Raw genomic sequence first — 24,622 nt, 5'->3', positions numbered from 1 at the left:
ACGTTCCCCGGGCGGCATCGTCAGCGTCGGCGTGCGAGGCGTCCTTCGATCGTGGCGCGGACGGCGGGCCACTCGGGCTCGAGCACCGAGTACTCGACGCTGTCGCGCAGCGCTCCGTTTCGATAGCGGGTGATCGCACGCATCACGCCGTCCTGCTTCGCCCCGAGCCTTTCGATGGCCGTGCGCGACTGGTGGTTGACCCACTGCGTCGTCAAACCCACGCGGTACACGCCGAGGGTCTCGAAGGCATGCTGCATGAGCAGGAGCTTGGACTCGGCGTTGGTCCCCGTGCCGTGCGCGGAGGGCCGGTTCCAGGTGTAACCGATGTGCAACCGGGGGACGAGGCCATCGAGATCGTAGAAGCTCGTCATCCCGATGATCCGCCCGGATGCATCGACCGCGGTGAACGGCACTATCTCGCCCTTCTCGCTCAAAGCGAGCCGGCGGGCGATCTCATCGCGCACCTTGTCAGGGGCGGGAACAGAGGTGTACCAGGCCGTCTGCCAGAGGTCTTCCTCCTGAACGGCTTCGACGAGACCGTCGTGATGCTCGGCCGACAACGGCCGCAGCTCCACGAGGGAACCGGTGAGCGTGACGGGCGCGGGCTCGACGAGGAAAGTCATCAGCCCAATCTAGCGACCCTGATCTACTCTGAAGTCATGCCGCTGCTCTCGATTCTCATCTTCGCCGTGACGATCGCGGCGCTGATCGATCTCATCACCCGCGACCAGTCACAGGTCAAGCACCTGCCGAAGATGGTCTGGCTGCTGCTGGTTATCCTCCTGCCCTTCATCGGCAGCGTGCTGTGGTTCGCTGTCGGCCGCGAGTACGGCGAGGGCGGTATCCGCCTGCCGCGCGTCCCGAGGCGGGAGGCGCGTCCGGCGCGCACGGCGGCGCCGACGCAAGCCGCGTCCGCCGACACCCGCACGACCGAGCAGCAGATCGCCGACCTCGACCGCGAGATCGAGGAGTGGCGCTTGCGCGAGGAGATCGCCAAGCGCAAGCGAGGCGAATCGGCGAACGACTAAGCGGTCGTTCCGGGGCGGCCGAAGGAATCGGCGAGGGCCGCATCCAGGGTCGGGTATGAGAAGACGAAGCCGGCGTCGGTGAGCGTCTCGGGGAGCACCCATCGGCTCTTCAAGATGAGCTCCGTCTCGGTGTGGATCCCGATCGCACCGATCTCCAGCATCCAGCGCGGCATCGGCGGGCCGAAAGGTGTGCCGAGCGTGCGCCGCACAGCGGCCATGAACGACCGGTTGTCGACCGGATGGGGAGCCGCCGCGTTGATCGGGCCCTCCAGCTCGGGGTGCTCTTCGAGGAAGTCGATGATCCGGACGACGTCATCGAGATGAACCCAGCTGAACTTCTGGGCTCCGCGGCGCGCGCCGGGAAGGTGAGCGGTTCCCGCTTCGCGGCGGGCGCGGGAGACGGGCCACCATCCGTCGTGCTGAGCACCGCCCAGCCCGAGCCGGGCGAGGCCTCGGAGGGGCCCGAGAACGCCACCGTCTCCGAGGACGATCGTGCTGCGCAGCGCCACGCGGCGGGTGCGGGGCAGGTCATCCGCGAAGAGGGCCTCTTCCCAGGCCTTCGCGACCTCGACGGAGAATCCCGTGCCGATCTCGCCGGTCGACTCGGTCTGGGGATGGTCCTCGGCGTGGCGGTAGATCGTCGCCGTCGAGGAGTTGACCCACAGTGCGGGCGGATGCTGCGCCGCAGCGATCGCCCGGCTGAGAGCTGATGTCGTCTGCAGCCGGGAGCGGAAGATCTCGGCCCGGTTCTCCGGGGTGTAGCGGCAGTTGACGCTCTTGCCCGCGAGCCCGATCACGAGGGAGGCGCCATCGACGGCCGCATCGATTCCGGCCTGGTCCTGCCAGGTGAGATCCGCCCCCGACCGGGAGATCGTGACGACCTCGCGCCCGGCGGCCCGATACTTCTCCTGCAGGTGGCGTCCCATGAAACCGGAGGAACCGCCCAGGACGATTCGTCCCTCAGTCATGCGTCCTCCTCGATCCGGTAGGTGAAATCTCCGCTGTATTCGTAGATGCGGCCGAGCAGCGGCATGTCGATCGTGACGGCCACGCGCTGCCGATCGCTCGCATCATCGAAGCTCTCGCGCAGCCGGATGACGGGGGACAGTGCTCGGGGGACCCGGATGCGCCGTCGCCCCAGCCGGACGCCGACGCGGTGGCTCGTGAGCATCAGCGCCCCGTCGTCCACATCCACATCGAAGCTCGCCGCGACGATCGAGGGCTCACCCAGTTCATCCACGATGCGCCCGTGCGGCGTCAGGGAGACGGCGTCGCTCATACGCCACTCCTGTCCCGGGATGAGGAAATCGCGCTCGCCGACCAGGCGTGTCGAGACGAGCCGGTTCGTGATGCGGAAGGGAACCGCCATCTGCCAGCCCGCATAGACGACACCACGATCATGCAGCGGCTTCAGGAAGCGCCACAGCCAGCGCCGCGGTGTGCCGACCCGCCGGAAGACGCCCTCGCCGACGCCGATGCAGCCCTCGGGCAACGGCGAGAAGTAGGAGCGCAGACGGGGGTGCAGCTCGTCGAGGCGACTGCCCAGGGCGCGCGCGTACGGCGAGCGGGGAACATGCTGCATGTCAGCGGTTGCGCAGGCGCACCATGTGGGTCTGCGCGTCGGTGTTGAGCTCGGCCAGTTTGTCCCGCGACTTCAGGAAGTCGGAGAAGGACTTGTACCCCAGGGGCTTCTCGTTGAACGCCGGGTCCATGCGCTTCATGAGGTTCTTGATCGTCGAGCTGTGCAGCCAGTCGTCGCCGTCGCTCTTCTCATGGCCGAGCCCCAGTGCGCGCTCCAGGAGGGCGGTCGCTTCGGTCTGCTCGGGCGTCTTCGGGATGGAGGATCCCGCCTCCTCCTTCTTGGTCGGTGCGGCCTTCGCCGGTGCCTTCTTCGCAGCGGCGCCCGTGGCCGCCGTCTTCTTCGCCGGCTCCTTCTTGGCCGCGTCGGCGGTCTTCGCCTTCGCCGCGGCGGGGGCCGCGGCATCCGTCTTCTTCGCGGCTTCCGCCGCTGCGGGCTTGTCCGCCGTCTTCTTCGCTGCGGGCTTGGCCGCGGCGGGCTTCTGCACGGTGGGGCGACGGATGCCGGGGAGCGAGTCGTAGGAGGTGAACTCATCGACCGCCGCGGCGAGGGACTTCGCCGTGGAGCCGGCGACGCCCACGCCGATCACGTAGCGCCCGAGGCGCTTGCAGCGCTGGGCGAGGGGGACGTAGTCGCTGTCGCCGGCGACGATCACCACGTGCGTGAGATCGGGCAGGCGGAACATGTCTTCCACGGCATCCACCGCGAGGCGGATGTCGGCGCCGTTCTTCGCGTACGCCGCCGCGGGGAACAACTGCACGAGATCGATGGCGCGGGCCACGAGCTGCGAGCGGTAGTCGGCGTTGACGGGCGAGGACCAATCGGCGTAGGCGCGGGTGAGCACGAGCGTGCCGAAGGACGCGGCGTAATCGATGATCGCGCCGACCCCGATCACCGCCTGCGCGAGCCTCTCGGCGATCTCGGGGTCGTCGGGGTTCTCGCTGATGCGCTGGCGGTCCTTGCTGTATGCGTTGCGGCCGTGCACGCGGTCGTACCAGCTGATGACGATGTTGTCGAAGTCGAGGTAGACCGCCACGCGGGCGTCGGCGTTGTCAGTCATCGCTCGACACCTCGGAGGGGTAGCGGACCCCGATCTGGGTGCGGATCTCGTCGAGCAGACCCATGATCGCGACGCTCTCGGAGATGGGCAGGGCGAGCGATCCGCCGGCCGGGTCGCCATGGAGCACCGCTCCCTCGGCGGCGAAGGCCTGGTACTGCATGCCGCGGCCCTCGACGTGCGATTCATAGCTCTCGCGGACCTCGCCATCGGGACCGACGAGGCGGAAGCCCGTCGGGCAGTACCAGACGCGATCGATCTCGATGCGCGCCTCGGTTCCGATGATCGTCGCGGTGTTGGGGCCTGCGGCGCGCGAGGAGGACAGCGTCGTGGAGACCGCGCCGCCGGCGTGCGTCATGACGGTCGCGATCTCGGCGTCGGCACCCGTCTCGATCAGACGGGCGCTGGCCTGCACGCTCACGGGGGCGCCGAGCACATCCCAGACGAACGACAGGGGGTAGATGCCGAGGTCGAGCAGGGCCCCGCCGCCGAGCTCCAGCGCGTTGAGACGGTGCGCGGGGTCGGAAGGCAGCAGCTGCGTGTGATCGGCCATCACCGCGCGGATCTCACCGAGAGCACCGGCGGCGAGGATCTCACGGATGCGGACCATGTGCGGCAGGTACCGTGTCCACATGGCCTCCATCGCCATGAGGCCGCGCTCGGCGGCGAGGCGCTGGAGGTCGTCGGCCTCGGCACGGTTGACGGTGAAGGCCTTCTCGACGAGGACGTGCTTGCCGTTCTCGAGGGCGAGTCGGGCATCGGCGTGGTGCATCGGATGCGGCGTCGCGACGTAGACGATATCGACATCGGGGTCCGCGACCAGCGACTCGTATGAGCCGTGGGCGCGAGCGATGCCGAACTTCTCGGCGAAGGCATCGGCGGATGCCTGCGACCGTGAGCCGACCGCAACGAGGTCCAGACCCGCGGTGCGCAGATCGGACGCGAATGCATGGGCGATGCCGCCCGTTGCCAGGATTCCCCACCGAAGACCAGTCATGATCTCAGCGTAGAGCAGATGACAGCGCCTCCTGCGGGACGAGCGGGAAGACCTGCTCGGCGATGCGATCGAGCTCCTCATCCAGGGGCGACGCCTGGATGAGCAGCAGATCGATTCCGGCATCCGCGTATTCGGCGATCCGCTCGGCGACCTGCTCGGCGGTTCCGACGAGGTTGGGGCGCAGACCGCGGGTTCCGACGGAGTATTCGCGGCGGCTGACCTCGAGCGAGAGGTGCGAGTTCGCGCGGAACTGCTCGAACGATGCGTAGCCGGGAGAGTTCTGATCGACGGTCGTGATGCGCTCCAGCTCGCGCAGCGCCTCGGCCTCGGTGTCTCGGACGATGACGTAGGCCGGCATCCCGAACTCGGCGATGGGACGGCCGTGGATGCGTTCGGAGCGAGCGTTCATGTCGGCGACGTTGCGGCGGGCTTCGTCGAGGGTGCCGCCGTGCATGACGTAGGCGCCGGCGAAATTCGCGATCGCCTCGCGGCCGGCATCGCTCTCGCCTCCGGCGAAGACGATCGGCGCGGCGGAGGGCTTGGGCTCGACGATCGTGCCTTCGAGTCGGTAGTGCTCGCCGGCGTAGGAGAACGGGGTCGATGACCAGAGGCCCTCGAGCACCTCGACGAACTCGCGCGCCTGGTCGTAGCGGGCATCGTGCGCGGGGAAGTCGCCGCCGAACTGGCGAGCCTCCTCCGCCCACCAGGCGGCGACGACATTGAGGGCGATGCGTCCCGGGGCGATCGTGTCGAGCGTGGAGACGGTCTTGGCGAGCACCGCGGGAAGGTGGAAGCCCGGGCGGACGGCGGTCATCACGCGCAGGTGATCGGTGACGGCAAGGATCGCGGCGGACAGCGACCAGGCCTCCAGGCTCGGAGCCTCCACGCCCTTGCGGTCGTTGAGGTACAGCTCGGGGACGAGCGTGGTGTGGAATCCGAGCCGGTCGGCCTTCACCGAGACCTCGCGGATATGCTCCCAGGTCGCGGCCATCCGCCCCTCATCCGTGACGTTGCGCAGGAAACCACCGTAGACGGGGGTCCAGTATCCGAGATTGATGCCCATGATTCTCCAGAGGTCAGGCGTGCGCGAGAGCGCGGTCGAGGTCGGCGATCAGGTCGGCGGGATCTTCCAGCCCCGCGCTGAGCCGAATGGTGTTGAGGGAGATCCCGGCGGCGGCGCGCTGCTCGGCGCTCAGGTGCGAGTGCGTCATGGATGCCGGGTGGTTGACGAGGCTGCGTGCATCGCCGATGTTCGCGACGAGCCGGAACACCTCGAGAGCGTCGATGACGGTCGCCACGCGCGGGTGCGGGAAGGCCTCTTCTGCGCCGACGAGATCGACGGAGAACACCGAAGGGGCGCCGTGCGGCAGATAGCGCTGGGCGAGGCCGTGCCAGGGGTTGTCCGCCAAACCCGGGTGATGGACGGCGGCGATCTTCGGATGCTGCGCGAGGTGTTCCGCGAGGATCAACGCCGTCGCCGATTGGCGGGCGACGCGAAGATCGAGCGTCTCGATGCCCTGCAGGATCTGCCACGCGTTGAACGGCGACAGGGAAGGTCCGAGATCATGCACGTACTTGGTCTTGAACAGCGGGACGAACGCCCGGCCGATGCCGAAGCGCTCCTGCAGCACAAGATCGCCGAAACGCGGATAGGGGCGGGTGAACTGCGGCCACTTCTCGGGCTCCGCGCCGAAGTCGAACGTGCCGAGATCCACGACCACGCCGCCGAGCGAGGACCCGTGTCCGGCGAGGAACTTCGTCGCGGAGTGCACCACGAAGTCTGCGCCGTGCTCGACAGGGCGCACGAGATAGGGCGTGCCGACCGTGTTGTCGATCACGAGGGGAATGCCCGCTCCCTGCGCGATGTCGGCGATGGCGCGGAAATCGAGAACCTGCGCGATGGGGTTCGCGACGGATTCGGCGAACAGGACGCGCGTCTCGGGGCGGATCGCCTGGCGCCAGGCATCCGTGTCGTCCTGATCGACGAAGGTGACCGGGATGCGGAGATCCGCGAGCGTGTCCTGCAGCAGATCGACCGTTCCTCCGTAGAGCTGCTCGGCGGCGACGACATGCCCGCCGCGACCGACGAGGGCCAGCAGCGTCAGGGCGACCGCGGCCTGTCCGGAGGCGACAGCGGCGGCCGATGCACCGCCCTCGAGAGCGGCGACGCGCTCCTCCAGGATGAGCTGCGTGGGACTCGCGCTGCGGCTGTAGAGATTCCCCGGGGTGCGAAGCGCGAAGACATCGGCCGCATCGGCGAGTGAGGCGAATTCGTATGCGGCGGTCTGGTGGATCGGAGGCACCGCGCTGTTCTGCGGGACGGCGGCGTCATAGCCGGTCTGCACCTGAGCGGTGGAGAACGCACTCACGCCGTGAACTCCGGCGACCGTGCACCGACCGGGACCGGCTGCACGATCAGTGCGCGCGGATCGCCCGTGCGCAACCGCTCCAGCCACAGCACGATGGTCGCCGCCACACTGCGGTGCGAGGCGTCGTTGAGGGCATCGTGCAGACCGTCGACCGTCTCGTGGAGAGTGAGATCGGGGACCGCGCGCAGTGCCTCGACCGCCTCCTCGAACGGAGAAACCGGATCGGCGCCGCCCTGGAACGCGATCACCGGCACACCGATCGCGGCCAGGTCCGCAGCATCCGGCAGGGAATCGGAGACGCTGTGCGACGATCGGGCGGCGTCGGTGGCCAGAACCCCGAGATGCAGCGGGCAGGCCGTGCGCTGAGCATCATCGGGTGCGTCGGCGAGATCGACGACGAGGCCCGCGATGATCGCAGCATCCGCCGTCGCACCCTGCGCGAGCACCCGCAGCACCGACGACGCACCGGCATCGGAGCCGGCGAGCACGCGCACGCCGCCCTCGACGATGCCGAGCCAGGATGCCGCGGCCTCCGCATCGCCCTCGAAGACGGCGACCGAGTACCCATCGGCGCTCAGGCGCCGGCCGAAGCGCTCGTAGACGGGGGCGCGCTCGCCGCGTCCCGTGACGAGGGCGATCGTGCCGCGCACGCGCTCGGCCGGCCAGAGGGCGGAGGGGGAGAAATCGGTGCTCATGCGGTCCATGTTCTGGGGCGAGGGCGGCCCGAGTCACCGATGTGTCGAACTGTTTCGATCCGTGTCGTCCCGCATCGTCATCCCTGTTGCGCGGGTCTGCAGCGGCCCTACGTTCGCATCCATGACTCCACGAAACCGCCTCGCACCGTTCGCCGCGCTGACCGTCGCCGCCCTCGCTCTCACCGGTTGCGCGACGGCATCATCGGGCTCGACCGGCAGCGACACCGGCACATCGCTCACCTGGGGGTGGCGCCTGCCGACGAGCTGGGATCCCGTGACGTCGATCGCCGGGTGGGACACGCACGCCCTCGCCCTCGTCTACGACGGCCTCACGCAACTCGATCCCGCGGGCGAGCCGGTTCCGGGGCTCGCCGAGACCTGGGAGTACAACGAGGAGGGAACCGCGGTGACCTTCCACCTGCGCGAGGATGCGACCTTCAGCGACGGATCTCCCGTGACGTCCGAATCCGTGCGTTTGAACATCGAGCGCGGTCAGAACCAGGAGAACTCCACGCTCGCCGGTCAGCTGCGCATCGTCACCGAGGTCGAGGAGATCGATGCGCACACCGTCACCGTCCACCTCGACCAGACCGACTACCAGGTGCCCTACCTCTTCGCCGGCAAGACCGGTTTCATCGTGAACCCCGCCGCCTTCGATGACGTCGAGTCGCTGGCCACCCAGCCCGCGGGCGCCGGGCCGTTCGCCCTGACCGAGTACGTGCCCAACGCGCACGCCGCCCTCGAGAAGAACGACGAGTACTGGGACGCCGATCGCATCTTCATCGACGAGCTCGACGTCGTGCCCGTCGCGGATGACACCACGGCAGTCGCCGGCATCACATCCGGGCAGTGGGACGTCTCGATCATCCCGGCCTCGCAGGCGCAGGCGGCGGAGAACGCCGGCCTGGACGTCGAAGAGATCAAGGCATTGACCGTGCGGGCCCTCGACGTCGACTCCACGGTCGCGCCCTTCGACGACCAGCGGGTGCTGCAGGCCATCAGCCACGCGACCGATCGTCAAGCGCTCGTCGATGCGATCTACTTCGGGCACGGCACACCGAACTGGCAGCCGTTCCCCGACGGGTACGTCGCGTACAACGAGGACCTCGACGACCTCTACCCCCACGACATCCCGGCGGCGAAGGCGCTTCTCTCCGAGGCCGGCCATCCCGACGGCATCGACATCTCGCTCATGCTCGCCGAGGACGACACGGCGCTCGCCGAGCTGCTGCAGGCGCAGTGGGCCGAGGCCGGCATCCGTGTGACGTTGAACGTGCAGTCCGCCTCCGCGGCATCGCAGAACTACGTGCAGCGCACCTACCCGCTGGTTCTCGACAGCTACTCGGGACGCCAGTCGCCGTTGCAGGCGCTCGAGGTGCTCTACGGCCCTGAGGGACTGATGAACCTGGGGCGCCAGACGCCGGACGCGCTCACCGAGGCGATCGACATCGCTCGGGCCACCCCGACCGATGACCCCGAGTACGCGCAGCGCCTGCAGGATGCCGTCGCGATCGGCGTCGAGCTGCAGCCGAACACCTTCCTGTTCAGCTGGCCGCGCATCCTCATCCACGATGACCGCATCACCGGCATCCAGCACTGGCTCGACGTGCAGCGCTGGGAAGACGTGAAGGTGGAGGGCTGATCGGATGACCACCGTGACCGTGGCGCCCCCGGCGCCGGAGGAGGAGGAAACGCGGGTCGCCCGACGCGCATGGCCGGTCGTCCGCCTCGTCCTCACATCGCTCGGCACCGCGGTCACCGTGTTCGTCCTCGCGACGTTCGCGACGTTCGCCCTGGGCGCCGCAAGCGGATCGAACCCGGCGGCCGTCGCGCTGGGAGAGGTCGCCACGCAGGAGGACGTCGATCGTCTCAACGCGGTCTTCGGACTCGACCGGCCGTTTCTCCTGCGCTACCTCGATTGGATCGCCGGCGCGCTGACCGGCGACCTCGGCAACAGCTGGTTCACCACGATCCCCGTGTCCCAGAGCATCGCGCAGGCATTCCCCGTGAGCCTGTCGATCGCCGGCGGGGCGATCCTGCTCGCACTCGTCTTCGGTTTCGCCGGCGGGGTGCTCGCCGCCGTCAACCGCGGCAGCATCATCGACCGGGCAGTCACCCTGCTGAGCACGGTCTCCGCCACCGTTCCCGCCTTCGTCGCGGCGATCGCCCTGATCCTGCTCTTCGCCTACGCGATCCCGATCTTCCCGGTGGCCGGATACGTCCCGCCGCAGCAGAGCATCATCGGATGGCTGAGCTGCCTCGTGCTGCCGTCGCTCGCGCTCAGCCTCGACGCCAGCGCGGACATCGCCCGGCAGCTGCGCACATCGCTCGTCGGCACGCTGCGGGAGAACTTCATCACCGGCGCACGGGTGCACGGCCTGGGGCCGTCGCGGATCATCTGGCGGCACGCGCTGCCGATCGCCGCGGCGCCCGCGCTCGCGGTGCTCGCGGTCCAGACCCCGCGACTCATCGGCGGAGCCGTGATCACCGAGATGATCTTCGGGATGCCCGGACTCGGGCAGCTCGCGAACCGCTCGGCGCTGCAGGGGGACATCCCCGTGGTCCAGGGCGTGCTCCTCGTCACGATCGCGATGGTCGTCATCATCGGCGTGAGCATCAACATCGTCATCTCCCGTACCAGCGGGACCGTTCGGAGCGCCGCATGAACGCCCTCTCCCGCCTGTGGGACTCCGGATGGACGCTGCGGATCTCGCTCCTGCTGCTGCTCGGCGTGCTCGTGCTCGCGGTCGCCGGCCCTGCGCTCGCGCCGTACGACCCGCTCGCGCAGAACACCGCGATCGCCCTGCAGAACCCGACGCCCGCGCACCTGTTCGGAACCGACTACCTCGGGCGGGACGTGCTGTCGCGGCTCTTCGCCGGGGCACCGGCATCTCTGCTCAGCGCCGTCGGCGCCGCACTCATCGGTCTCCTCGTCGGTGCCGTCCCCGGTGCGCTGAGCGCATTCGCGCCGCGGGTCGGCGAATGGCTGGCACTTCGCGCCGTCGACGCGCTGCTGTCCCTGCCGTTCATCCTCTTCGCGATCGTGTTCGCCGCTCTGCTGGGCAATGGCCTCATCCAGGCGACTCTCGCGATCGGCATCCTGATCGCGCCCGGATTCTTCCGCGTGGCCCGCGCCGCGACATTACGGGTGCGCGAATCGCCCTACGTCGAGGCATCGGCACTGCTCGGTGCTTCCGCCTGGTGGGTGCTCACCCGGCACGTCTCGCGTCAGGTCGCTCCGAACCTCGTCGTCGCGGGCATCTCCGCGCTGGGAAGCGCCCTGCTCACGGTCGCTTCCCTCACCTTCCTCGGCATCGGCGTGCAACCGCCCGATCCGACATGGGGAGGGATGCTCGCGAGCGACCTCGGCTATCTCAGCCGGCGCCCGCTCGGCCCGCTCGCGCCCGCTCTCGCGATCATCCTCACTGTCGCCTCCCTCAACCTGCTCGCCGACGCCGCCCGCGACGCTCTCGGAGCGGATGCGGTGCCGCGTCGACCCCGAACCCCGGAGAAGACCCATGTCTGACACCCGAGTGCGCACCGCGCCGGTCCGCACGGCGCCGGCGGCGACGCACCCTGTCGCGCCTCCCGCGGGGCCCGGTCCTGCGCCGTCGTTCGACGAGGCATCCACGATCCGTCCCGTCGCGGCATCCGTCGAGGATCTGCGCATCGCGACGGGCGAGGGCGTCGAACTCGTCCACGGCGTCTCCGTGGTCGTCCACCCCGGCGAATCTCTCGGCATCGTGGGGGAGTCCGGCAGCGGCAAGACCCTCACCTGCCGGGCCCTGCTCGGGATCCTCCCCGAAGGGCTGAGGGTGACCGGCGGATCCGTCCGTATCGGTGGCGACGACCTCACCCACGCCCCGGAGCGACTCTGGCGCACGGTGCGCGGCACTCGCATCGCCGCCGTGTTCCAGGACCCCGCCTCCTATCTGCACCCCGCGATCCCGATCGGGGCCCAACTTCAGGAGACCCTGCGCGTCACCGCCGGCGTCCCCGCGCGACAGGCACGGGAGAAGGCCCGGGAGCTCCTCGACGACCTCGGCATCCGCCGGGTCGACCTCGTCTTCCGGCAGCGGGTTGCGCAGCTCTCGGGCGGGATGCTCCAGCGCGTCCTGATCGCGATGGCGCTCGCCGCCGATCCCGCGGTCCTCATCGCCGATGAGGCGACCACGGCACTGGACGTCACGGTGCAGGCCGAGATCCTCGAGCTGCTCGCCCGATTGCGCGCGGAGCGTTCACTCGCGCTCGTGCTCGTCTCGCACGACCTCGCGGTCGTCGCCCAGGTCTGCGACCGGGTGCAGGTGTTCCGCGACGGCCGCGTCGTCGAGGCGGGGGCGGTGAACCGCGTGCTCCGCGCCCCCGGCCACCCGTACACCCGCGAACTTCTCGCCGCGCACGCGGCCTACGGTCTGGAGAGGTATCTGGGATGAATGCTCTCGAACTCGACGGGATCCGGGTGGAATACGATGGCGCCCGCATCCTCGACGGCGTCTCGCTGCGCGTCCGCGCCGGCGAGGTGGTCGGTGTCGTCGGCGAATCCGGATCCGGCAAGACGACCATTGCACGAACCGTGCTGCGCACTGCGGTCACCTCCGCGGGCAGCATCCGCGTGGCGGGCGTCGACGTCACCCGGCTCCGCGGGCGGGCGCTGCGGGCGTGGCGCCGCTCGGGCGCCGTCCAGTACGTCTTCCAGGATCCACTGCGCTCCCTCGATCCCGGTGTGCGCGTCGTCGACTCGATCGCCGAGGGCCTGCGCATCGCGCGAATCCCCGCGGGGGAGGCGGAGCGCCGCCTGGCGGAGGCGCTCGACGCGGTCGGCCTCGACGACGATCTCATCTCCCGGCTGCCCGCGGGCCTGTCCGGAGGGCAACGGCAGCGCGCCGCGATCGCCCGCGCCCTCGTGGTTCAGCCGCGACTCCTCGTCCTCGACGAACCCGTGAGCGCTCTGGACGCGGCGAGCCGCGACCGGGTCGTCCAGGCCCTCATCGCGCTGCGCGATCGCCGGGGGAGCGATATCGCGATGCTCGTGATCTCCCACGACATCGGTTCTCTCGCCGCGATGAGCGATCGGCTCGTCGTCCTCAACCGGGGCACCATCGTCGAGGACGGCCCGACCCGTCGCGTGGTCACCGCACCCGAGCATCCCTATACCCGGCGGCTCATCGAGTCCGTCCCCCTGATCCGCACACCCACGGCGAACCGCCCCTGACACTGGAGGACCAGCGTGTGCAGTAACCATGTGTAAGGTTTTGATGTGGCCAATGCAGCTATCTACACCCGCATCTCCCTTGACGCGGAAGGCGAAGCGCTCGGTGTCGCGCGACAGGAACAGGACTGCCGCGACCTTGCCCAGCGTGATGGCCTGAACGTCGTAGCGGTCTTCAGCGACAACGACATTGGGGCCAGCACGCGATCCCGTAAGAAGGTGCGCCCGCAGTACGCCGACATGTTGCGTCGTGCCCGTGCAGGTGAGTTCGGCGTGATCGTGTCGTACTCGAACAGCCGCCTGACGCGTCGACCGCTGGAACTGGAAGAGCTCATCACCCTGTACGAGCAGCACGCCGTGCGCATCATGACGGTGGTGTCGGGCAATGACGACTTGTCCACGGCTGACGGGCGCATGGTGGCGCGCATCAAGGCGTCTGTGGACGCTGCCGAGGTTGAACGCACCGCCGAGCGCGTGGCACGAAAGCATCTGGCGAGCGCGCAGGAGGGTAAGCCGGTAGCGGGGACGCGACCCTTCGGCTGGCTGTCCGGTGGGCGTGAGCTGCACCCGCAGGAGTCCAAGCTGATCCGTGAGGCCGCTACGGACATCATCGGCGGGGTTGGCGCATATGCGATCGCGCGGCGCTGGAACGAGGCCGGGGTCACCACTAGCACGGGCAGGCCGTGGCAAGGGCACGTACTGGCTCGCATGCTCAAGTCACCCCGGCTGGCTGGGTGGCGCATCCACCAGGGGCAGATCGCTATCGGTCGCGACGGGCAGCCGGTGCGCGGTCAGTGGGAGCCGATGCTGGATCAGGCCACGCATGACGCCCTGGTGGCTGCACTCAGCGCCGAGGACACTCGCTCGCGCGTGCCCCACAAGAACGCACGGCACTACCTGCTGACGGGCACTCTGCGCTGTGGCGTGTGCGGCGCGGTGATGTACGGCAACGCGGCCAAGTATCCGACCTACGGCTGCTCAGGCAACGGACACGTCGTGGCGGCGAGCGTGGCCCCCGTGGACGACATTGTCACCCGCCTGACGCTGGCCAAGCTGGCGACAGTTGACCTGGAAGCACCCAAGCCCGAGTTCCCCGATGCCGACCGACTGGCCGAGGTTGAAGCGTCCATAGCGCAGCTCATGGCATCCTTCACGGCGCGCGAGCTGTCAGCCGAGGTTGTGTTCCCTGCCGTGTCCGCACTGGAGGCCGAGCGGGACGAGCTACGCAGCCAGCGCCGACGCATCGAGGCAGCCGGTGCAGCGCCCGAGCTGGCCAAGGTGGATCGCGCCGGATGGGATCGCATGAGCGTAGACCATCGTAGGGCCGTCATCGAGGGCTTGCTAGAGGCCGTGCTGGTGCGGCCTGCCACGCGCAGGGGCAACACGTTCGACGCCGAGCGCCTTGATTTCGTGTGGCGGGAAATCCCCACCGATCCGAGCTAGCTTCGGGGCTTGCCGCAGAACGCCCGCGCTCCCAATATGGGAGAACGGGCGCTCACTGGCAAAGCTCCCCTCGGCGAGGGCGCTTCGGGATAACTTCAATCGTTCGATGTTTGCCGGTTTCTCGGACGCTTCTTACGCGCCCTGCTCACGATGGCGAAGAACACCACCAGGAAGAACATCGCGGACATCATCATCCAAAGCATGCGGGAAAGCCTAACACTTCACACTCGTGGGGATGAATGAAGGAACATCCAGCTTTAGGCAACGACCCTCACCAGACGCGTTGCCAGCCACGGTGGCAATCGCCGCCACCGCGCCCGCACCGACCGTGTACAGCACGGCCGTGACGGCCACTCCTCCTGGCAGAGCTGCAATCGCTGCGCCAGCGGCAAGGATGAACCCCACAACCGCGCCGGTGTCTCGCATGCTGCGCGTTTCAGACTTGTTGTAGTAGATGGAGAAGTAGTAGCCGTGGCCCACTACGCGGGGATCTGCGGTGACGGGGAAGACGGTGTTCGTGTCCGGCTGCACACGCTGCTGGAGCTGATTGCCCACGAGCTGGAAGGAGGTTTCAACTTCTGCTCCATTGGCATCGACTGCCCATGGAGCGTCAATTGTAGCCAAGACAAAATCCCCGCTGATGCCATTCTTCTCTAGGCCGTCGCGGAGAATGGCGCCGGGCACGATGTCGTAGCCTCCATCCGAACGCTTCTGAGCAGTCCAACCTTCCGGGATCTCTGTTGAGTACTTGGAAACAAGACTCGCGTTCGGGTCGGTGAAGACTGTTAGGAGCCGCGCGCTCTCATCCGAAAGCACCTGCGCTGTGGTGTCAGCGCCACTCGAACTCTTATTGTCCTGGGCTGTGATCTTGAGCGAAAGGCCCGAGTCAAGGTCGTACGAAATGCTCGCGTCCTGATTGTTCTGGTTCTTAGCGGCGAGCGCTCCTTCACCAGTGCTCAGCTCAAGCGAGGTCGACTCGTGCTGATCATTGATAACCTGCGCGCTTAGCGGCGCCTGCTCGATCGCATTCGCGACAGGGTCGCCTTCCTGTGCGTTGGCCGCCGTAACGCCTGAAGCGACCAGCGCACCAGACAGAAGGAGCGCACATGCCCCCAGTAATGTCTTTCTCTTGACCTTCATCATAAATTCCAATCCTCTTGCGCAGAGAAACCTCGGTCGAGGAACCCCCCTCCAACGTATTGTTGCATCCGATCCAAGTTCTGTCTATAGGATTTTTGACCTACAGACAACGGCTGCCCAATGTGATAGAAGTTGGCGCGACTATGAGTCGGCGGCCGGGGCCAGGGGTCATCGTGAGGGGGAGAGCAGCAGGCCGGTCAGCCTGCCTTGTCGTATTGCAGCAGCGCCTTCCACGTGTGCCAGATCGGGGCTTCATAGGTGTAGCCGCCAGCCTCGCAGCCGTCACAGGTGCTTTCGCCCCGGACTTCCGCACTGACCCGAAGGTAGGTGGCGTGCGGCGCGGTCAGGGTGGCCAGCACAGCAGCGTCGCCGTCCACACCGTCAACCCTGGTGGTGTCAGCCGCGCCCAGCACGTCCCTGGTGAGCGCGTCCACCAGCTCGAACCTGACCACCTGGCGACCCTGGCTGGCCTCGTCCTCGCGGATGCGCACGCCGGTCAGCTGGACGTACACCGTGCCCGCCTGCATCACTCGCGGCGTCGTGTAGGTGATGGGCAGGCTGTCTCCCGACTGGCTGGCCCAGATGGTGTCCGTGGTACGCGTGATGGCAAGCTCGGCAGCCGGGGTGAGGCTGGGCAGCGGCGTGGGGCTGGCCACGGGCGCGGCGACTGCCTCCAACCGAGCGGGCGCGGTCGGGGTCAGCAGCGGAGGCAGCACGGCAGCCCCCAGCAGGCACACCGTCAGCCCCGCGCCAGCCATGCCGATGATCGCCCTACGCCAGCTCACCGCCGAACCAGCTTCCACACCAGCGCGCCGAACGCCACGAACAGCAGCAGGTCGAGGCCGTTGAAAGCTGGATCGAGCACGGCGAGGCCTCATGCCTTGGCTGCCGGTGCAGGCTTGGCAGCAGGCTTGCGGGTGCGCTTGGCAGCCGGAGCGTCCACGTGGCGCTGCTCAGCGATCACGACGCCCTCGGCGGTGGCGACGGTGCTGCCCTTGGTGGCGCGGGGCTTACGAGTGGCAGCCGCCTTCTGAACGTTGCTCTGGCTGGTGGGCGCGGTGGCCTTCTTGATGTTGGCCAGTTCCCAGCCGCGCGGCAGGTTGCCCGCGTTGTCGATCGCTTCGTCCACCAGGGCATCGAAGCTGCCGTCCTCAATCGCGTTGACGAACGCCTGGAACGCGATGGCGCGCATGGCCTTGTACCGGGCGTGTTGCACCGTGATGCCGTGGGCCTCCATCATGCGGGTGATCGCCGCGTAGACGATGGGCTCAGCCTCATCGAACTGGGCAGCCTCAACGGTCTCGACGGTGGTGTTCTTGCTAGCCATGACGGCCTCCTTGGTTGGTGTGACATTCGTACAGTTGTTCGAATGCATTGAACCCTGCCTCACCGGGAGATCGGTTCGCAAATGGCACTCGAAATCCGAGCGTGTTGCACCTGTCAGCAGGGTCGGCGCGGGGCATTCAACCTGGCCCACAGGCAACCCCAGGGGCCACACCCGCCACGGCTGGACGGTGCTGCATGCCCCGGCGCTGCCGTAGGCACCGGCTGCATCTCGTCCCGGGCGTCCGTCTCGCGTCCGCTGGCGTCCTTGCGTGGCTGGCGTGGGGTGGTAGGCACCCCCAGGGACGCCAGAGACCCCCAGGCGCGTGCTGGCCCAGGGGTCTCGGTGGTGGCGAAGGTTACGCAGCAGCCAGGATGCGGCGCTGGGTCTTGACCACGGCGTTCAGCGTCCACGGCTTGCCGCTGGCGGTGATGTACCCCTCAGCATTCAGCAGATCGGCCGTGGCAGCCAGGGTGTGACGCTTGCGCAGCGCCAGCAGCCGATCAGCCGTGGCCTTGGGCAGCGCAGACGGGCGACCATACGTCACGCCCCGGCGCTTGGCTGCCTGCATGGCTGCCTTGGTGCGCTCACTGATCACCTGGCGCTCGAACTGGGCCACGGCCATCATCACGTTAGCCACCAGCTCGCCGGTCGGGGTGCCGGTGTCCACACCGAGGTCGATCGCCACGAGCGACCACTTGCGGGCACGGGCCAGCACCAGCAGTTCAGCGAAGTCCCGCACGCTACGGCTCAGGCGATCCAGCTTCGCCACAATCAGGCCGTCAACGTCCCGGCGCTTGCGGCTGGCAGCCAGGCGATCCAGTGCAGCCGTGAGCTGGGGCCGGTCTAGCGACTTGGCGCTGATACCCGCGTCCACGTACCACTCGACCTCCCAGCCGTGCGCGTCGGCATAGCGCTGGATGGTGTCGCGCTGGGCGGCAAGCCCCAGGCCGCTGCTGGCCTGCTCCACCGTGGACACCCGAAGATAGCCGATCATGACGGTCATCGCGTGGCCCCCTTGGTGCGGTCGAACACGTCGCCTTCAACGTGCTCCAGCCGTGCCCCGGTGCGCGGGTGCCGTGCGTCCCACAGGTAGTCGCCCTCGCGCCAGTTGATAGCCCAGCCCGCATCGCGCAGGGCATCACCCAGGGTGTCGTCAGCACCACCAGGGAAGAACGCGTCCCCGCTGCTCGGCGGCTCGAAGGCGTCAAGGATGGTCTTCAGCTTGGCGAAGGTGTCGGGCTGCTCCTGCCGCACGCGGGCAAGGGTCGCATCGTAGGCAGCCCAGTAGGCGTCAAGGTTCATCGCATGGCCTCCATCGTGAAGGCGTCACTGGCCGTGAAGTCCCCCTCGGCGCAGTACACCACGACGTCGGCACGGGGTGCGTCCACATAGCCACCGGGCAGGGCCAGCCCCCACACGCCAGGCACGGCAGGGTCGGGCATCCAGGTGTGAGTACCCTGCTGCACCGCGCGCTCAGCCGCATGCACAAGCTCGGGCACGGCGTTGTCGGCCAGGCATGCGAGGGCACCGGCAAGGGCGTCGGGGTAGGCGCTCACCAGCCCGCCTCCTCGTCCTGCTCAGCGTCGGTGATCTCTAGCGCGTTGCCGTAGGCCCGGACGAACGCGCCGTAGCTGGCCCCGTGGCGCTGGCCGTTGTTCAGCACGACCTTGGCATCCTCACCGAACTCATCGATGGCGTCCTGGATGGACTGCAGCACGGCCCCGAGCGTGATGTGCGTGCTGATCTGGTCGGGCGCGTAGCCCTGATTGTCGTTGACCCCGATGAGAACCGTGCGCGGTGTGGTTGCGTCAGGCTCGGTGTCCACGGTAGCCGTGGGGGTGGCATCCGCCAGCAGCTCGCTGCACCGGCCACACCGCTCAGACAGCTTGCCGGTGCTGGCGACCGCGAACGTGGCGTGCCCGTAGGTGGCGCAGTAGTCGGCGTGCCCCTGGCTGACGACGGTGTCGGTCCAGTGGGCATCCGGGTCCTTGGTGGACAGGGCGTAGGGCTGCTCGGTGCCGAAGTACGAGTCAATTGCGATGGTCATGGTGTGGACTCCTTGCGGTGGCGAACATTCGTAGATTTGTTCGATGGAGGCACGTTAGCCCCTGGGGGTGGCAGTAGGCAAATTGCGAACCTAAGTTGCTCATCCTTGAGCGGATTGCTGAACGTGGCTGCACCCCCTTCCGCGACTCCACCAACCACGGGGACTGTCACGAAAGGGGGTGCAGGTCTGGTGCGCAGCGCCCCCGCCGACGGAGAGAAGAGATCAGCAGGGGCGCTGGCCGCTGGGGGCACTACTCCCCAGCGAGGGTGAGGGGCTGAAAGGTAGGAAAGTACCCCTCACCCAGTCATTGCGGCGTCAGAGTTCGGTGCCGCGCTTGCGCAGAACTTCGGCAGCAGCAGCCTCACGCTCTGCCCGCGCCGGGGCGTCGGCTGCACGGTCTGCGAGTGCCTTGGCCTTGCGCTCAGCGCGCTCGGCGTTCCGCTGGCCGATGCTCTTGTGCGTTCGCATGTTCGGCACCCTTACTCGGCGGGGCTGGCGTAGGCCATGCTGTTTGCCAGGTTGTACGCGCCGTCGGACGTGTAGCCCTCGACGTAGTGCAGCGCCTCGGCCACGCCAGCGGTCGACGGGAAGGCTTCCTTCCAGGCGTCGGCCACGTTGAGCCAGACGTTGTCCCGGCCACGGGTGCCGATGGCGTGCGCCATGCTCTCGTCACCGCTGTTCACGGCGTCACGGAGTGCTTCCAGCGCTTCACGCTGGGTCTCGATCTTGCGTGCGCGCTCCCTGGCGTCACGGCGCAGCATGATCGAGTTGGCGTCGGTCGGCTGGTTCCCGTACAGCTCCTTCGTCAGGGTGGCGATCAGGCCGCTGACGTATGCCTGCTGCTCGCCCTTGATGGACTGAAGCTGGGTGTTCGTGGCCGTGGTCAGTTCGGCCAGGTCGGCCACCTTGGCAGTGTCGCTGAGGCGGTCGTCGCGGAGGATCTCCTCCCGCTTGGCGTAGTACGCCTCCCTGGTCGCGTTGGCCCGCGCATGAAAGCCCTCGACCTTGCCGGTGAGCTCGTTCTGTGCGCTGAGCGGGGTGTGCTTGATAGCCATGATGTGTTCCTTCTGTTCGGTGATGGTTGCCGGATACCGTCCGGCGCGGTGGTCTTTGATGGTTAGCGCCGTGCCAGGCGGACGCCGTTCTGGCCGGTACGGAAGCCGATGTCCCAGGCCTCCGCCTGGAGCGTGGCGATAGCTTGCGAAGTGAGCGCGGCGGCAAGCGCCTTACGCATGTGCTCACGCACCTGTTCCTTCTCCCAGTCGTCGGCGGCTTCCCAGTCGGGTGACCTGATCCCGCCGAACGCCTCGCAAGCGCGCTCCACCATTTCGTCAGTGATCTGCATCGCTGCCCCCTGGTGGTGTGACCTCGTCTGCCCGGTTGCGCTTGGCTGACCGCTGACGCCCTGCCCAGAAGCCCGCCTTCACCCCGGCTGCCTTGGCGTAGGCATCGCAGAGGTCGAACACTGGGCAGCTCGCGCACATGTGACCGCATGCCTCCTGTTCCTCGTTCGTGAGCCGGTCAGCCGTGAACAGGGGGTTGTCCGTGCAACGCGGCGTCACCTCGTCCAGCGCATCGCTGAGTGCCTGCCAGGCAAGGTCTTCAGCAGTCACGGCAGCGCCCTGAACCCGAGCACGCTGTAGACGGTCCACAAGTCCGGCGCGACCTCTTCCCGGCGCTGGGTGTTGCCCCGCCACACGCGGCCCGCTCGCCTGCCGTGGTACAGCAGCCCCTTGACGGTGCGACGCGGGATGCCCGTGGTAGCGATCAGCTCGGCCATCGTGTACGTCCCCTCGCTGAGCACGGCCAGCAGGTCGGCCCAGTCGTCGCTCAGGGTGGGCCAGCGGTCGTCACCGTCGGTCGCGATCACCTGCACGAAGGGGTTGTCGGCGTCGGTGCCTGTCGTAGTGCTCACAGTGTGATTCCTTCCTGGTGGTGCATGGCCCGCGTGGGGCTGGGCAGGGTCTCGTCCTGGCTGTCCGTCTGGCCTGCTCTGCGGACCTGGGCCGGTGCAGCCGGGGTAGTTGGGCACCGTGGGGCCGCTGGTGGCTCTGCAGGAGCCGTGCGGGGCGCGAGCAGGCGGGCGCTCACCGCCACGCCGACCATGTCCCGGTCGACCTTGATGTAGGCGGGCACGCCACGCTCGTCCTCGGTCACGGTGACCTGTTCCAGCTCAGCGAAGGTTCCGTGCAGCCGCTGGATGTCCTCGTTCATGACTGCGCCCTGCGCACCTTCTTGGCAGCTTCCCTGGCCTCAGCTTCGGCGCACTTCAGGTGATACTTCGCACCTTTGAGGAGTGCGTCCCTGTCGGGGTACGTGCCTCGGGGGAGCACCACCCACTCCGTCCCGTAGGGTGCGCCCTCAGCGTCCGTGCCGTACCACTCGATTTCGTCCACGGAACTCAGCACGAGCTTGTCCCAGTAGAAGGGAAGGGTGCAGCCGTTTTCGGTGCCCCAGCCGACGACTGTGTGCGCCTCGTGCCCGTAGGTCACAGCGCCGTTCTCTTCACGACTGGCGTTCACAACGTGGATGATCCAGTCGCCAGCAGGGATGGGCTTGAAGTTCTTGATTGGCATGATGTTGTTCCTTTCAATTCGTGAATTCATGTGTTGGTGCTGCCAGCCGTAGGGCATCCGGCCAGATGGCTCGTTCCGTGGCAGGGCGCTGTGCCCTTGGTCGTGCGTGATGCATGGCCCCTGGTCCTCCTGTGTGAAGCTGGGATCGGCCACACAGCCGCTGAGGTTGCTAGGGCGTAATGCCGTTCAGCCGGGGACACGTCGGGTCGTGCAGGATCGTGGCGTGATGCACCCCGAACCGATCGCGCGTGACCTCGCCGGTGTCCGAGTCGCAGTCGGGGCACTTGTACGACTTCGCGTACTGCACCACTCGCGCATCGACCCCCGCGCCCTTGGCTGCTGCTCGACGCTGCTGTCTGTTCATCGCCGGCCTCCTTCTCGGTCGTTCGCCGTCGCCCGTGCTCCCAACCCACGGAGACCCCTATTTGCCCCCTGGTGCTGGGTGGGTTTGTGGGTTTGCCTTAGGGCGGCAACCCACAACCCACCACCAGCGAGTGAGTTGCCAACCCACGCCAACCCACAACCCACGCGAGGGCTTGCAGCGCGTTCATGACGGATCCACCAGCTCGAGTTCTTCGGGCGTCCAGTTGTCGTCCCACGGCTTGATGAGCGTGTGGTACGTGGGCGCGTTGTCGGCGACCTTCCCGCGCTTGTCCGCATGGATGAAGCCCGCCTGCACCAGCTGACCGATGACCTGCACCTTGTAGCGCTTGTCGCCCTTTACGGCTGTCTGGAGAGGCGTCTGCGTGAGCGCCTTGTCGTCGGCCCCGGCGAGCGCACCAGCGTCTTCGAGCGCCTTGCACAATGCCTTCGCAGTGCTCTTGAACTTGATCGCATCGACCATCTCTTGCGACGGCGCATCCACCAGACTGACGCGCGTCACGAGCTGGGGTTCTGCGCGCCCCTTGACTCGCCTATGGACGCTGTCCACCTTCAGGTGAGCGACGACCTCGGCCTCGGACGCATTACCGTGCCGGTCTTTCGCGGCGACGATCTTCGCGTAACCCGACTTACCTCGGCTGAACGCGATGACCCGTTCCTGCAGGTACTGAGCTCCCGTGATGGCCGCGCGCTTGCGCTGACTGCCGGTCGGCCAAAGCGTGCCGGGAGGCGTGTCCTTCGGGAGATGATCCAGCAGCAGCACGGCAGCTCCGTGACCGGCGATGAACCCCGACACCAAGAACGTCCACTTGATGATGTCGTTGTCATCCATGAAGTTGAGGCCCTCCATCGACAGCGAGCCGCCCATCGCATCGATCACGACCAGCGACGGCTGCCACCGCTCCAACATCCGCCCGACGCTCTTCTGGTCGAACCGCGTCTTCGGGCGCAGGTAGATGAACCGCTCCTTCACGACCTTCGGGAGCACCCGGTACACCAGCAGCAGGCGTTCCACAATGCCGCGCTCGTCGTCCTCGTAGTCGATGTAGAACACGGTCTCGCCCGCGTCGAGCGCTTGCTTGCACGCCAGCAGCGCCGTCCATGACTTTCCCGCGTTGCTGTGCCCATGAATGCCGTTCACGCGCCCCGCGTACAGCAGGAGCCTGCCGCTCGGTTCCATGCGCAGCATCTCCGGGACGATGGGCGGCAGGGTGCCATCCTTGATGCCCTGAACCACGTCGGTAAGGTCCACCGGCTCCCACGGGCCGATGAGTCCCCGCTTGCGGGCCAGCGCCTCTTCGGCCTTGGCGCGGGCTTCCATCCGCAGCACCTGTTCAGCGGTCTCATCCTTGAGTGCCTGTCGTGCGCTGTATCGGTTCACCTTGGCGTCGTCCTCGGGCGACAGCGTGCCGTCCTGATCCGCGGCAGCCGGTGTCCGGGGCTTCGGGCTGACCTCGGCGGCTGCACGCACGGTGCGGCGCTTCGGCCTGGTGGCGGTGGTGGTCATGCTGATGCCTCTCTAAACGACTCGATTACTCGGCGGGCTTCTTCTGCGTCGAAGCCGATATCCACGGCTGCATCGACGACCTTGCGGACGTGCCGCTCGGGGGCGTTGTTGTCGCGCAGCACGAGCGCACAGAACACCAGCGCGTCATGCCGCTCCCCCTTCGGCTGACGGCGCAGCCAAGAGATCAGCCCGCTCACGTTCTTGCCCTGGCCCGGCCGACGGGGCTTGTGCTGCTTCGGCTTGATCAGCGCGACGACTTCGAGTGGCAGCCGGGCCACGGGCAGTTCGTCGCCCCAGCGGTAGCGCTTCTTCGTATCGGGATGCAGGCTCGGCGGCATGACCACCTGACGCCCCGCGCCGAGGACGTCGATACCGGCTGGCATGCGCAGCTTGGTCACCTTCGGGAACGGGCGGAGGTAGTGCAGGTGCACCGAGCCGTCGCCCCGGCCCGACAGGATGGACAGCGTGGGCGGCATCTCCACCCCGGCGAGGTCTTCAAGGGCTGCCAAGCTGCCGCCGTTGTGCGGGTCGATGTCGATCACGACGTGGTTGTGCGGGATCACCGCGCCCACGTTGTAGTCCTGCTCGGCCCACCAGTCGCGAATCGTGTCCTCGTCGGTCGTGGCCCGGTTCACCCAGTCGGTGATGAAGGGCTTCTTGCCGTTCAGCGGCAGCACCCGCCAGCCCGCACGGGCCAGCCGCAGCGCAGAGCCGACCTTGACCGTCATGCGTCGGCCTCGCCGTCTTCGTCGTCCAGCTCGACCACGCCGACAAAGTGCGGCAGCTCATCCGGGGCGAAGTAGTACACGTCGAAGGGCGCGTTCGGCTCGCCAGGGTGTGGGGTGCGTCGTTCGCCGTCCTCCCACTGGGCAGCCAGCATCCAGCGCAGTTCCTCTTCGTCCTTGGCGAAGCGCACGTCGTACACAGGCGGATTGGTGTCGAAGATGCGAACCATGCCGTAGCGGTGCGCAGCCTGCTCGTCGTCGATGAGGACTGCCTGCTGGTACACAGGAGCAAACCAGCGCAGCTCGGCTAGTTCGACCTCGAAGGTCTCGATCACAGGCCGGGTCTTACGGCTGCCCTTTCGCTCCTTGCGCAGTTTGCGGGCGTAAGTGTCGCGCTCCTTGCGCGTGGGGAACAGGTTGACGGTCTCCACGACGCTGTGCCCACCAGGCGCACCCGACACGACGAACTGCACGAACCGCACGCCGTAGGTGCCCTCGCCGTGCGTGGACACGCGGGGGTCATCGTGGAGCGGATTGCGGCG

33 protein-coding genes are annotated in these 24,622 nt (G+C 67.7%); 7 read left to right on the top strand and 26 right to left on the bottom strand.

Annotated elements, in window-relative coordinates:
- Positions 1-20: 20 nt before the first annotated feature.
- Positions 21-623, bottom strand: a complete 603-nt coding sequence (locus ACWAUG_RS09755) for a GNAT family N-acetyltransferase (protein ID WP_298039878.1) — start codon at positions 621-623, stop codon at positions 21-23.
- Between the two features lie 36 nt (positions 624-659).
- On the opposite strand from ACWAUG_RS09755, the gene ACWAUG_RS09750 reads away from it, so the two are divergent.
- The gene (locus tag ACWAUG_RS09750; RefSeq protein WP_460802292.1) at positions 660-1,028 is read left to right on the top strand and encodes a PLD nuclease N-terminal domain-containing protein; all 369 of its coding nucleotides are present in this window, start codon (positions 660-662) and stop codon (positions 1,026-1,028) included.
- On the opposite strand, the gene ACWAUG_RS09745 is transcribed toward ACWAUG_RS09750, so the two are convergent.
- From ACWAUG_RS09745 to ACWAUG_RS09715, 7 genes are read right to left on the bottom strand one after another with little or no spacing between them, the layout of a single operon-like run.
- Positions 1,025-1,996, bottom strand: coding sequence for an epimerase (locus ACWAUG_RS09745; protein ID WP_298039884.1), 972 nt, complete (start codon positions 1,994-1,996; stop codon positions 1,025-1,027). The genes ACWAUG_RS09750 and ACWAUG_RS09745 overlap by 4 nt on opposite strands.
- The gene (locus tag ACWAUG_RS09740; RefSeq protein WP_298039886.1) at positions 1,993-2,610 is read right to left on the bottom strand and encodes a DUF4166 domain-containing protein; all 618 of its coding nucleotides are present in this window, start codon (positions 2,608-2,610) and stop codon (positions 1,993-1,995) included. Before ACWAUG_RS09740 ends, ACWAUG_RS09745 begins: the two co-directional genes overlap by 4 nt.
- A 1-nt stretch (position 2,611) precedes the next feature.
- Positions 2,612-3,667, bottom strand: coding sequence for an NYN domain-containing protein (locus tag ACWAUG_RS09735; protein ID WP_460802291.1), 1,056 nt, complete (start codon positions 3,665-3,667; stop codon positions 2,612-2,614).
- Entirely contained in the window at positions 3,660-4,661 is a 1,002-nt protein-coding gene (locus ACWAUG_RS09730; protein ID WP_298039894.1) for a Gfo/Idh/MocA family protein, read from the bottom strand. Before ACWAUG_RS09730 ends, ACWAUG_RS09735 begins: the two co-directional genes overlap by 8 nt.
- A gap of 4 nt (positions 4,662-4,665) precedes the next feature.
- Entirely contained in the window at positions 4,666-5,724 is a 1,059-nt protein-coding gene (locus tag ACWAUG_RS09725) for an LLM class flavin-dependent oxidoreductase (protein ID WP_298039896.1), read from the bottom strand.
- 13 nt (positions 5,725-5,737) lie between these two features.
- On the bottom strand, positions 5,738-7,030 hold the full coding sequence (locus ACWAUG_RS09720; RefSeq protein ID WP_298039898.1) for an O-acetylhomoserine aminocarboxypropyltransferase/cysteine synthase family protein: 1,293 nt from the start codon (positions 7,028-7,030) through the stop codon (positions 5,738-5,740).
- Positions 7,027-7,725, bottom strand: a complete 699-nt coding sequence (locus tag ACWAUG_RS09715) for an alpha/beta hydrolase (RefSeq protein ID WP_298039901.1) — start codon at positions 7,723-7,725, stop codon at positions 7,027-7,029. The genes ACWAUG_RS09720 and ACWAUG_RS09715 overlap by 4 nt, the downstream gene beginning before the upstream one ends.
- Before the next feature lie 121 nt (positions 7,726-7,846).
- On the opposite strand from ACWAUG_RS09715, the gene ACWAUG_RS09710 reads away from it, so the two are divergent.
- Genes ACWAUG_RS09710 through ACWAUG_RS09685 form a run of 6 tightly spaced genes read left to right on the top strand, consistent with a single transcriptional unit; the run spans position 7,847 to position 14,377 of the window.
- Positions 7,847-9,367: an ABC transporter substrate-binding protein gene (locus ACWAUG_RS09710; protein WP_460802290.1), complete on the top strand. Its 1,521-nt coding sequence runs from the start codon at positions 7,847-7,849 to the stop codon at positions 9,365-9,367.
- Between the two features lie 4 nt (positions 9,368-9,371).
- The gene (locus tag ACWAUG_RS09705; RefSeq protein WP_298039905.1) at positions 9,372-10,391 is read left to right on the top strand and encodes an ABC transporter permease; all 1,020 of its coding nucleotides are present in this window, start codon (positions 9,372-9,374) and stop codon (positions 10,389-10,391) included.
- On the top strand, positions 10,388-11,251 hold the full coding sequence (locus ACWAUG_RS09700) for an ABC transporter permease (protein WP_460802289.1): 864 nt from the start codon (positions 10,388-10,390) through the stop codon (positions 11,249-11,251). The genes ACWAUG_RS09705 and ACWAUG_RS09700 overlap by 4 nt, the downstream gene beginning before the upstream one ends.
- The gene (locus ACWAUG_RS09695) at positions 11,244-12,158 is read left to right on the top strand and encodes an ABC transporter ATP-binding protein (RefSeq protein WP_460802288.1); all 915 of its coding nucleotides are present in this window, start codon (positions 11,244-11,246) and stop codon (positions 12,156-12,158) included. The genes ACWAUG_RS09700 and ACWAUG_RS09695 overlap by 8 nt, the downstream gene beginning before the upstream one ends.
- Positions 12,155-12,937, top strand: coding sequence for an ABC transporter ATP-binding protein (locus ACWAUG_RS09690; RefSeq protein WP_460802287.1), 783 nt, complete (start codon positions 12,155-12,157; stop codon positions 12,935-12,937). Before ACWAUG_RS09695 ends, ACWAUG_RS09690 begins: the two co-directional genes overlap by 4 nt.
- 45 nt (positions 12,938-12,982) lie before the next feature.
- Positions 12,983-14,377 carry a recombinase family protein gene (locus ACWAUG_RS09685; RefSeq protein WP_460802286.1) on the top strand — a complete coding sequence of 465 codons (1,395 nt, stop codon included), beginning with the start codon at positions 12,983-12,985 and terminating at the stop codon, positions 14,375-14,377.
- A gap of 213 nt (positions 14,378-14,590) precedes the next feature.
- Here the strand turns inward: ACWAUG_RS09685 and ACWAUG_RS09680 are convergent, their stop codons facing one another.
- The 18 genes from ACWAUG_RS09680 to ACWAUG_RS09595 form a co-directional block, all read right to left on the bottom strand.
- On the bottom strand, positions 14,591-15,520 hold the full coding sequence (locus ACWAUG_RS09680) for a hypothetical protein (protein WP_460802284.1): 930 nt from the start codon (positions 15,518-15,520) through the stop codon (positions 14,591-14,593).
- A 194-nt stretch (positions 15,521-15,714) separates the two neighbouring features.
- Entirely contained in the window at positions 15,715-16,275 is a 561-nt protein-coding gene (locus tag ACWAUG_RS09675) for a hypothetical protein (protein WP_460802283.1), read from the bottom strand.
- A 116-nt stretch (positions 16,276-16,391) separates the two neighbouring features.
- Positions 16,392-16,844, bottom strand: coding sequence for a hypothetical protein (locus tag ACWAUG_RS09670; RefSeq protein WP_460802282.1), 453 nt, complete (start codon positions 16,842-16,844; stop codon positions 16,392-16,394).
- A gap of 355 nt (positions 16,845-17,199) precedes the next feature.
- A complete protein-coding gene (locus ACWAUG_RS09665) occupies positions 17,200-17,847 on the bottom strand; it encodes a recombinase family protein (protein ID WP_460802281.1) in 648 nt (215 codons plus the stop codon).
- Positions 17,844-18,146 carry a hypothetical protein gene (locus ACWAUG_RS09660; protein ID WP_460802280.1) on the bottom strand — a complete coding sequence of 101 codons (303 nt, stop codon included), beginning with the start codon at positions 18,144-18,146 and terminating at the stop codon, positions 17,844-17,846. The genes ACWAUG_RS09665 and ACWAUG_RS09660 overlap by 4 nt, the downstream gene beginning before the upstream one ends.
- Positions 18,143-18,400 carry a hypothetical protein gene (locus ACWAUG_RS09655; RefSeq protein WP_460802279.1) on the bottom strand — a complete coding sequence of 86 codons (258 nt, stop codon included), beginning with the start codon at positions 18,398-18,400 and terminating at the stop codon, positions 18,143-18,145. The genes ACWAUG_RS09660 and ACWAUG_RS09655 overlap by 4 nt, the downstream gene beginning before the upstream one ends.
- Positions 18,397-18,891 (bottom strand): hypothetical protein, encoded by a 495-nt coding sequence (locus ACWAUG_RS09650; protein WP_460802278.1) that lies wholly within the window; start codon positions 18,889-18,891, stop codon positions 18,397-18,399. Before ACWAUG_RS09650 ends, ACWAUG_RS09655 begins: the two co-directional genes overlap by 4 nt.
- Positions 18,892-19,206: 315 nt before the next feature.
- Positions 19,207-19,359 carry a hypothetical protein gene (locus ACWAUG_RS09645; protein ID WP_460802277.1) on the bottom strand — a complete coding sequence of 51 codons (153 nt, stop codon included), beginning with the start codon at positions 19,357-19,359 and terminating at the stop codon, positions 19,207-19,209.
- Between the two features lie 11 nt (positions 19,360-19,370).
- The gene (locus ACWAUG_RS09640) at positions 19,371-19,946 is read right to left on the bottom strand and encodes a hypothetical protein (protein ID WP_460802276.1); all 576 of its coding nucleotides are present in this window, start codon (positions 19,944-19,946) and stop codon (positions 19,371-19,373) included.
- Between the two features lie 62 nt (positions 19,947-20,008).
- Complete coding sequence (locus ACWAUG_RS09635; RefSeq protein WP_460802275.1) at positions 20,009-20,236, bottom strand: hypothetical protein; 228 nt, start codon at positions 20,234-20,236, stop codon at positions 20,009-20,011.
- The gene (locus ACWAUG_RS09630) at positions 20,223-20,504 is read right to left on the bottom strand and encodes a WhiB family transcriptional regulator (RefSeq protein WP_460802274.1); all 282 of its coding nucleotides are present in this window, start codon (positions 20,502-20,504) and stop codon (positions 20,223-20,225) included. The genes ACWAUG_RS09635 and ACWAUG_RS09630 overlap by 14 nt, the downstream gene beginning before the upstream one ends.
- Positions 20,501-20,806 (bottom strand): hypothetical protein, encoded by a 306-nt coding sequence (locus ACWAUG_RS09625; protein WP_460802273.1) that lies wholly within the window; start codon positions 20,804-20,806, stop codon positions 20,501-20,503. Before ACWAUG_RS09625 ends, ACWAUG_RS09630 begins: the two co-directional genes overlap by 4 nt.
- Positions 20,803-21,105, bottom strand: a complete 303-nt coding sequence (locus tag ACWAUG_RS09620) for a hypothetical protein (RefSeq protein WP_460802272.1) — start codon at positions 21,103-21,105, stop codon at positions 20,803-20,805. Before ACWAUG_RS09620 ends, ACWAUG_RS09625 begins: the two co-directional genes overlap by 4 nt.
- A complete protein-coding gene (locus ACWAUG_RS09615; protein WP_460802271.1) occupies positions 21,102-21,467 on the bottom strand; it encodes a hypothetical protein in 366 nt (121 codons plus the stop codon). Before ACWAUG_RS09615 ends, ACWAUG_RS09620 begins: the two co-directional genes overlap by 4 nt.
- 169 nt (positions 21,468-21,636) lie before the next feature.
- Positions 21,637-21,831, bottom strand: a complete 195-nt coding sequence (locus tag ACWAUG_RS09610; protein WP_460802270.1) for a hypothetical protein — start codon at positions 21,829-21,831, stop codon at positions 21,637-21,639.
- A 183-nt stretch (positions 21,832-22,014) separates the two neighbouring features.
- Complete coding sequence (locus ACWAUG_RS09605) at positions 22,015-23,355, bottom strand: AAA family ATPase (protein ID WP_460802269.1); 1,341 nt, start codon at positions 23,353-23,355, stop codon at positions 22,015-22,017.
- Complete coding sequence (locus tag ACWAUG_RS09600; RefSeq protein WP_460802268.1) at positions 23,352-24,083, bottom strand: bifunctional DNA primase/polymerase; 732 nt, start codon at positions 24,081-24,083, stop codon at positions 23,352-23,354. The genes ACWAUG_RS09605 and ACWAUG_RS09600 overlap by 4 nt, the downstream gene beginning before the upstream one ends.
- Positions 24,080-24,592, bottom strand: a complete 513-nt coding sequence (locus ACWAUG_RS09595) for a hypothetical protein (protein WP_460802267.1) — start codon at positions 24,590-24,592, stop codon at positions 24,080-24,082. Before ACWAUG_RS09595 ends, ACWAUG_RS09600 begins: the two co-directional genes overlap by 4 nt.
- Positions 24,593-24,622 lie beyond the last annotated feature (30 nt).

It is taken from the genome of Microbacterium sp. GXF6406 (genome assembly GCF_054798215.1).
Note: the sequence above shows the minus strand (reverse complement) of the source record. Positions and strands in the feature narration are given on the sequence as shown.

Bases quoted from the DNA above. Each gene is read 5' to 3' on its own strand.
- ACWAUG_RS09755 (WP_298039878.1), bottom strand. From the start codon at position 623: ATGACTTTCCTCGTCGAGCCCGCGCCCGTCACGCTCACCGGTTCCCTC.
- ACWAUG_RS09750 (WP_460802292.1), top strand. From the start codon at position 660: ATGCCGCTGCTCTCGATTCTCATCTTCGCCGTGACGATCGCGGCGCTG.
- ACWAUG_RS09745 (WP_298039884.1), bottom strand. From the start codon at position 1,996: ATGACTGAGGGACGAATCGTCCTGGGCGGTTCCTCCGGTTTCATGGGA.
- ACWAUG_RS09740 (WP_298039886.1), bottom strand. From the start codon at position 2,610: ATGCAGCATGTTCCCCGCTCGCCGTACGCGCGCGCCCTGGGCAGTCGC.
- ACWAUG_RS09735 (WP_460802291.1), bottom strand. From the start codon at position 3,667: ATGACTGACAACGCCGACGCCCGCGTGGCGGTCTACCTCGACTTCGAC.
- ACWAUG_RS09730 (WP_298039894.1), bottom strand. From the start codon at position 4,661: ATGACTGGTCTTCGGTGGGGAATCCTGGCAACGGGCGGCATCGCCCAT.
- ACWAUG_RS09725 (WP_298039896.1), bottom strand. From the start codon at position 5,724: ATGGGCATCAATCTCGGATACTGGACCCCCGTCTACGGTGGTTTCCTG.
- ACWAUG_RS09715 (WP_298039901.1), bottom strand. From the start codon at position 7,725: ATGAGCACCGATTTCTCCCCCTCCGCCCTCTGGCCGGCCGAGCGCGTG.
- ACWAUG_RS09710 (WP_460802290.1), top strand. From the start codon at position 7,847: ATGACTCCACGAAACCGCCTCGCACCGTTCGCCGCGCTGACCGTCGCC.
- ACWAUG_RS09705 (WP_298039905.1), top strand. From the start codon at position 9,372: ATGACCACCGTGACCGTGGCGCCCCCGGCGCCGGAGGAGGAGGAAACG.
- ACWAUG_RS09700 (WP_460802289.1), top strand. From the start codon at position 10,388: ATGAACGCCCTCTCCCGCCTGTGGGACTCCGGATGGACGCTGCGGATC.
- ACWAUG_RS09695 (WP_460802288.1), top strand. From the start codon at position 11,244: ATGTCTGACACCCGAGTGCGCACCGCGCCGGTCCGCACGGCGCCGGCG.
- ACWAUG_RS09690 (WP_460802287.1), top strand. From the start codon at position 12,155: ATGAATGCTCTCGAACTCGACGGGATCCGGGTGGAATACGATGGCGCC.
- ACWAUG_RS09680 (WP_460802284.1), bottom strand. From the start codon at position 15,520: ATGATGAAGGTCAAGAGAAAGACATTACTGGGGGCATGTGCGCTCCTT.
- ACWAUG_RS09675 (WP_460802283.1), bottom strand. From the start codon at position 16,275: ATGGCTGGCGCGGGGCTGACGGTGTGCCTGCTGGGGGCTGCCGTGCTG.
- ACWAUG_RS09670 (WP_460802282.1), bottom strand. From the start codon at position 16,844: ATGGCTAGCAAGAACACCACCGTCGAGACCGTTGAGGCTGCCCAGTTC.
- ACWAUG_RS09665 (WP_460802281.1), bottom strand. From the start codon at position 17,847: ATGACCGTCATGATCGGCTATCTTCGGGTGTCCACGGTGGAGCAGGCC.
- ACWAUG_RS09660 (WP_460802280.1), bottom strand. From the start codon at position 18,146: ATGAACCTTGACGCCTACTGGGCTGCCTACGATGCGACCCTTGCCCGC.
- ACWAUG_RS09650 (WP_460802278.1), bottom strand. From the start codon at position 18,891: ATGACCATCGCAATTGACTCGTACTTCGGCACCGAGCAGCCCTACGCC.
- ACWAUG_RS09645 (WP_460802277.1), bottom strand. From the start codon at position 19,359: ATGCGAACGCACAAGAGCATCGGCCAGCGGAACGCCGAGCGCGCTGAG.
- ACWAUG_RS09640 (WP_460802276.1), bottom strand. From the start codon at position 19,946: ATGGCTATCAAGCACACCCCGCTCAGCGCACAGAACGAGCTCACCGGC.
- ACWAUG_RS09635 (WP_460802275.1), bottom strand. From the start codon at position 20,236: ATGCAGATCACTGACGAAATGGTGGAGCGCGCTTGCGAGGCGTTCGGC.
- ACWAUG_RS09620 (WP_460802272.1), bottom strand. From the start codon at position 21,105: ATGAACGAGGACATCCAGCGGCTGCACGGAACCTTCGCTGAGCTGGAA.
- ACWAUG_RS09615 (WP_460802271.1), bottom strand. From the start codon at position 21,467: ATGCCAATCAAGAACTTCAAGCCCATCCCTGCTGGCGACTGGATCATC.
- ACWAUG_RS09610 (WP_460802270.1), bottom strand. From the start codon at position 21,831: ATGAACAGACAGCAGCGTCGAGCAGCAGCCAAGGGCGCGGGGGTCGAT.
- ACWAUG_RS09605 (WP_460802269.1), bottom strand. From the start codon at position 23,355: ATGACCACCACCGCCACCAGGCCGAAGCGCCGCACCGTGCGTGCAGCC.
- ACWAUG_RS09600 (WP_460802268.1), bottom strand. From the start codon at position 24,083: ATGACGGTCAAGGTCGGCTCTGCGCTGCGGCTGGCCCGTGCGGGCTGG.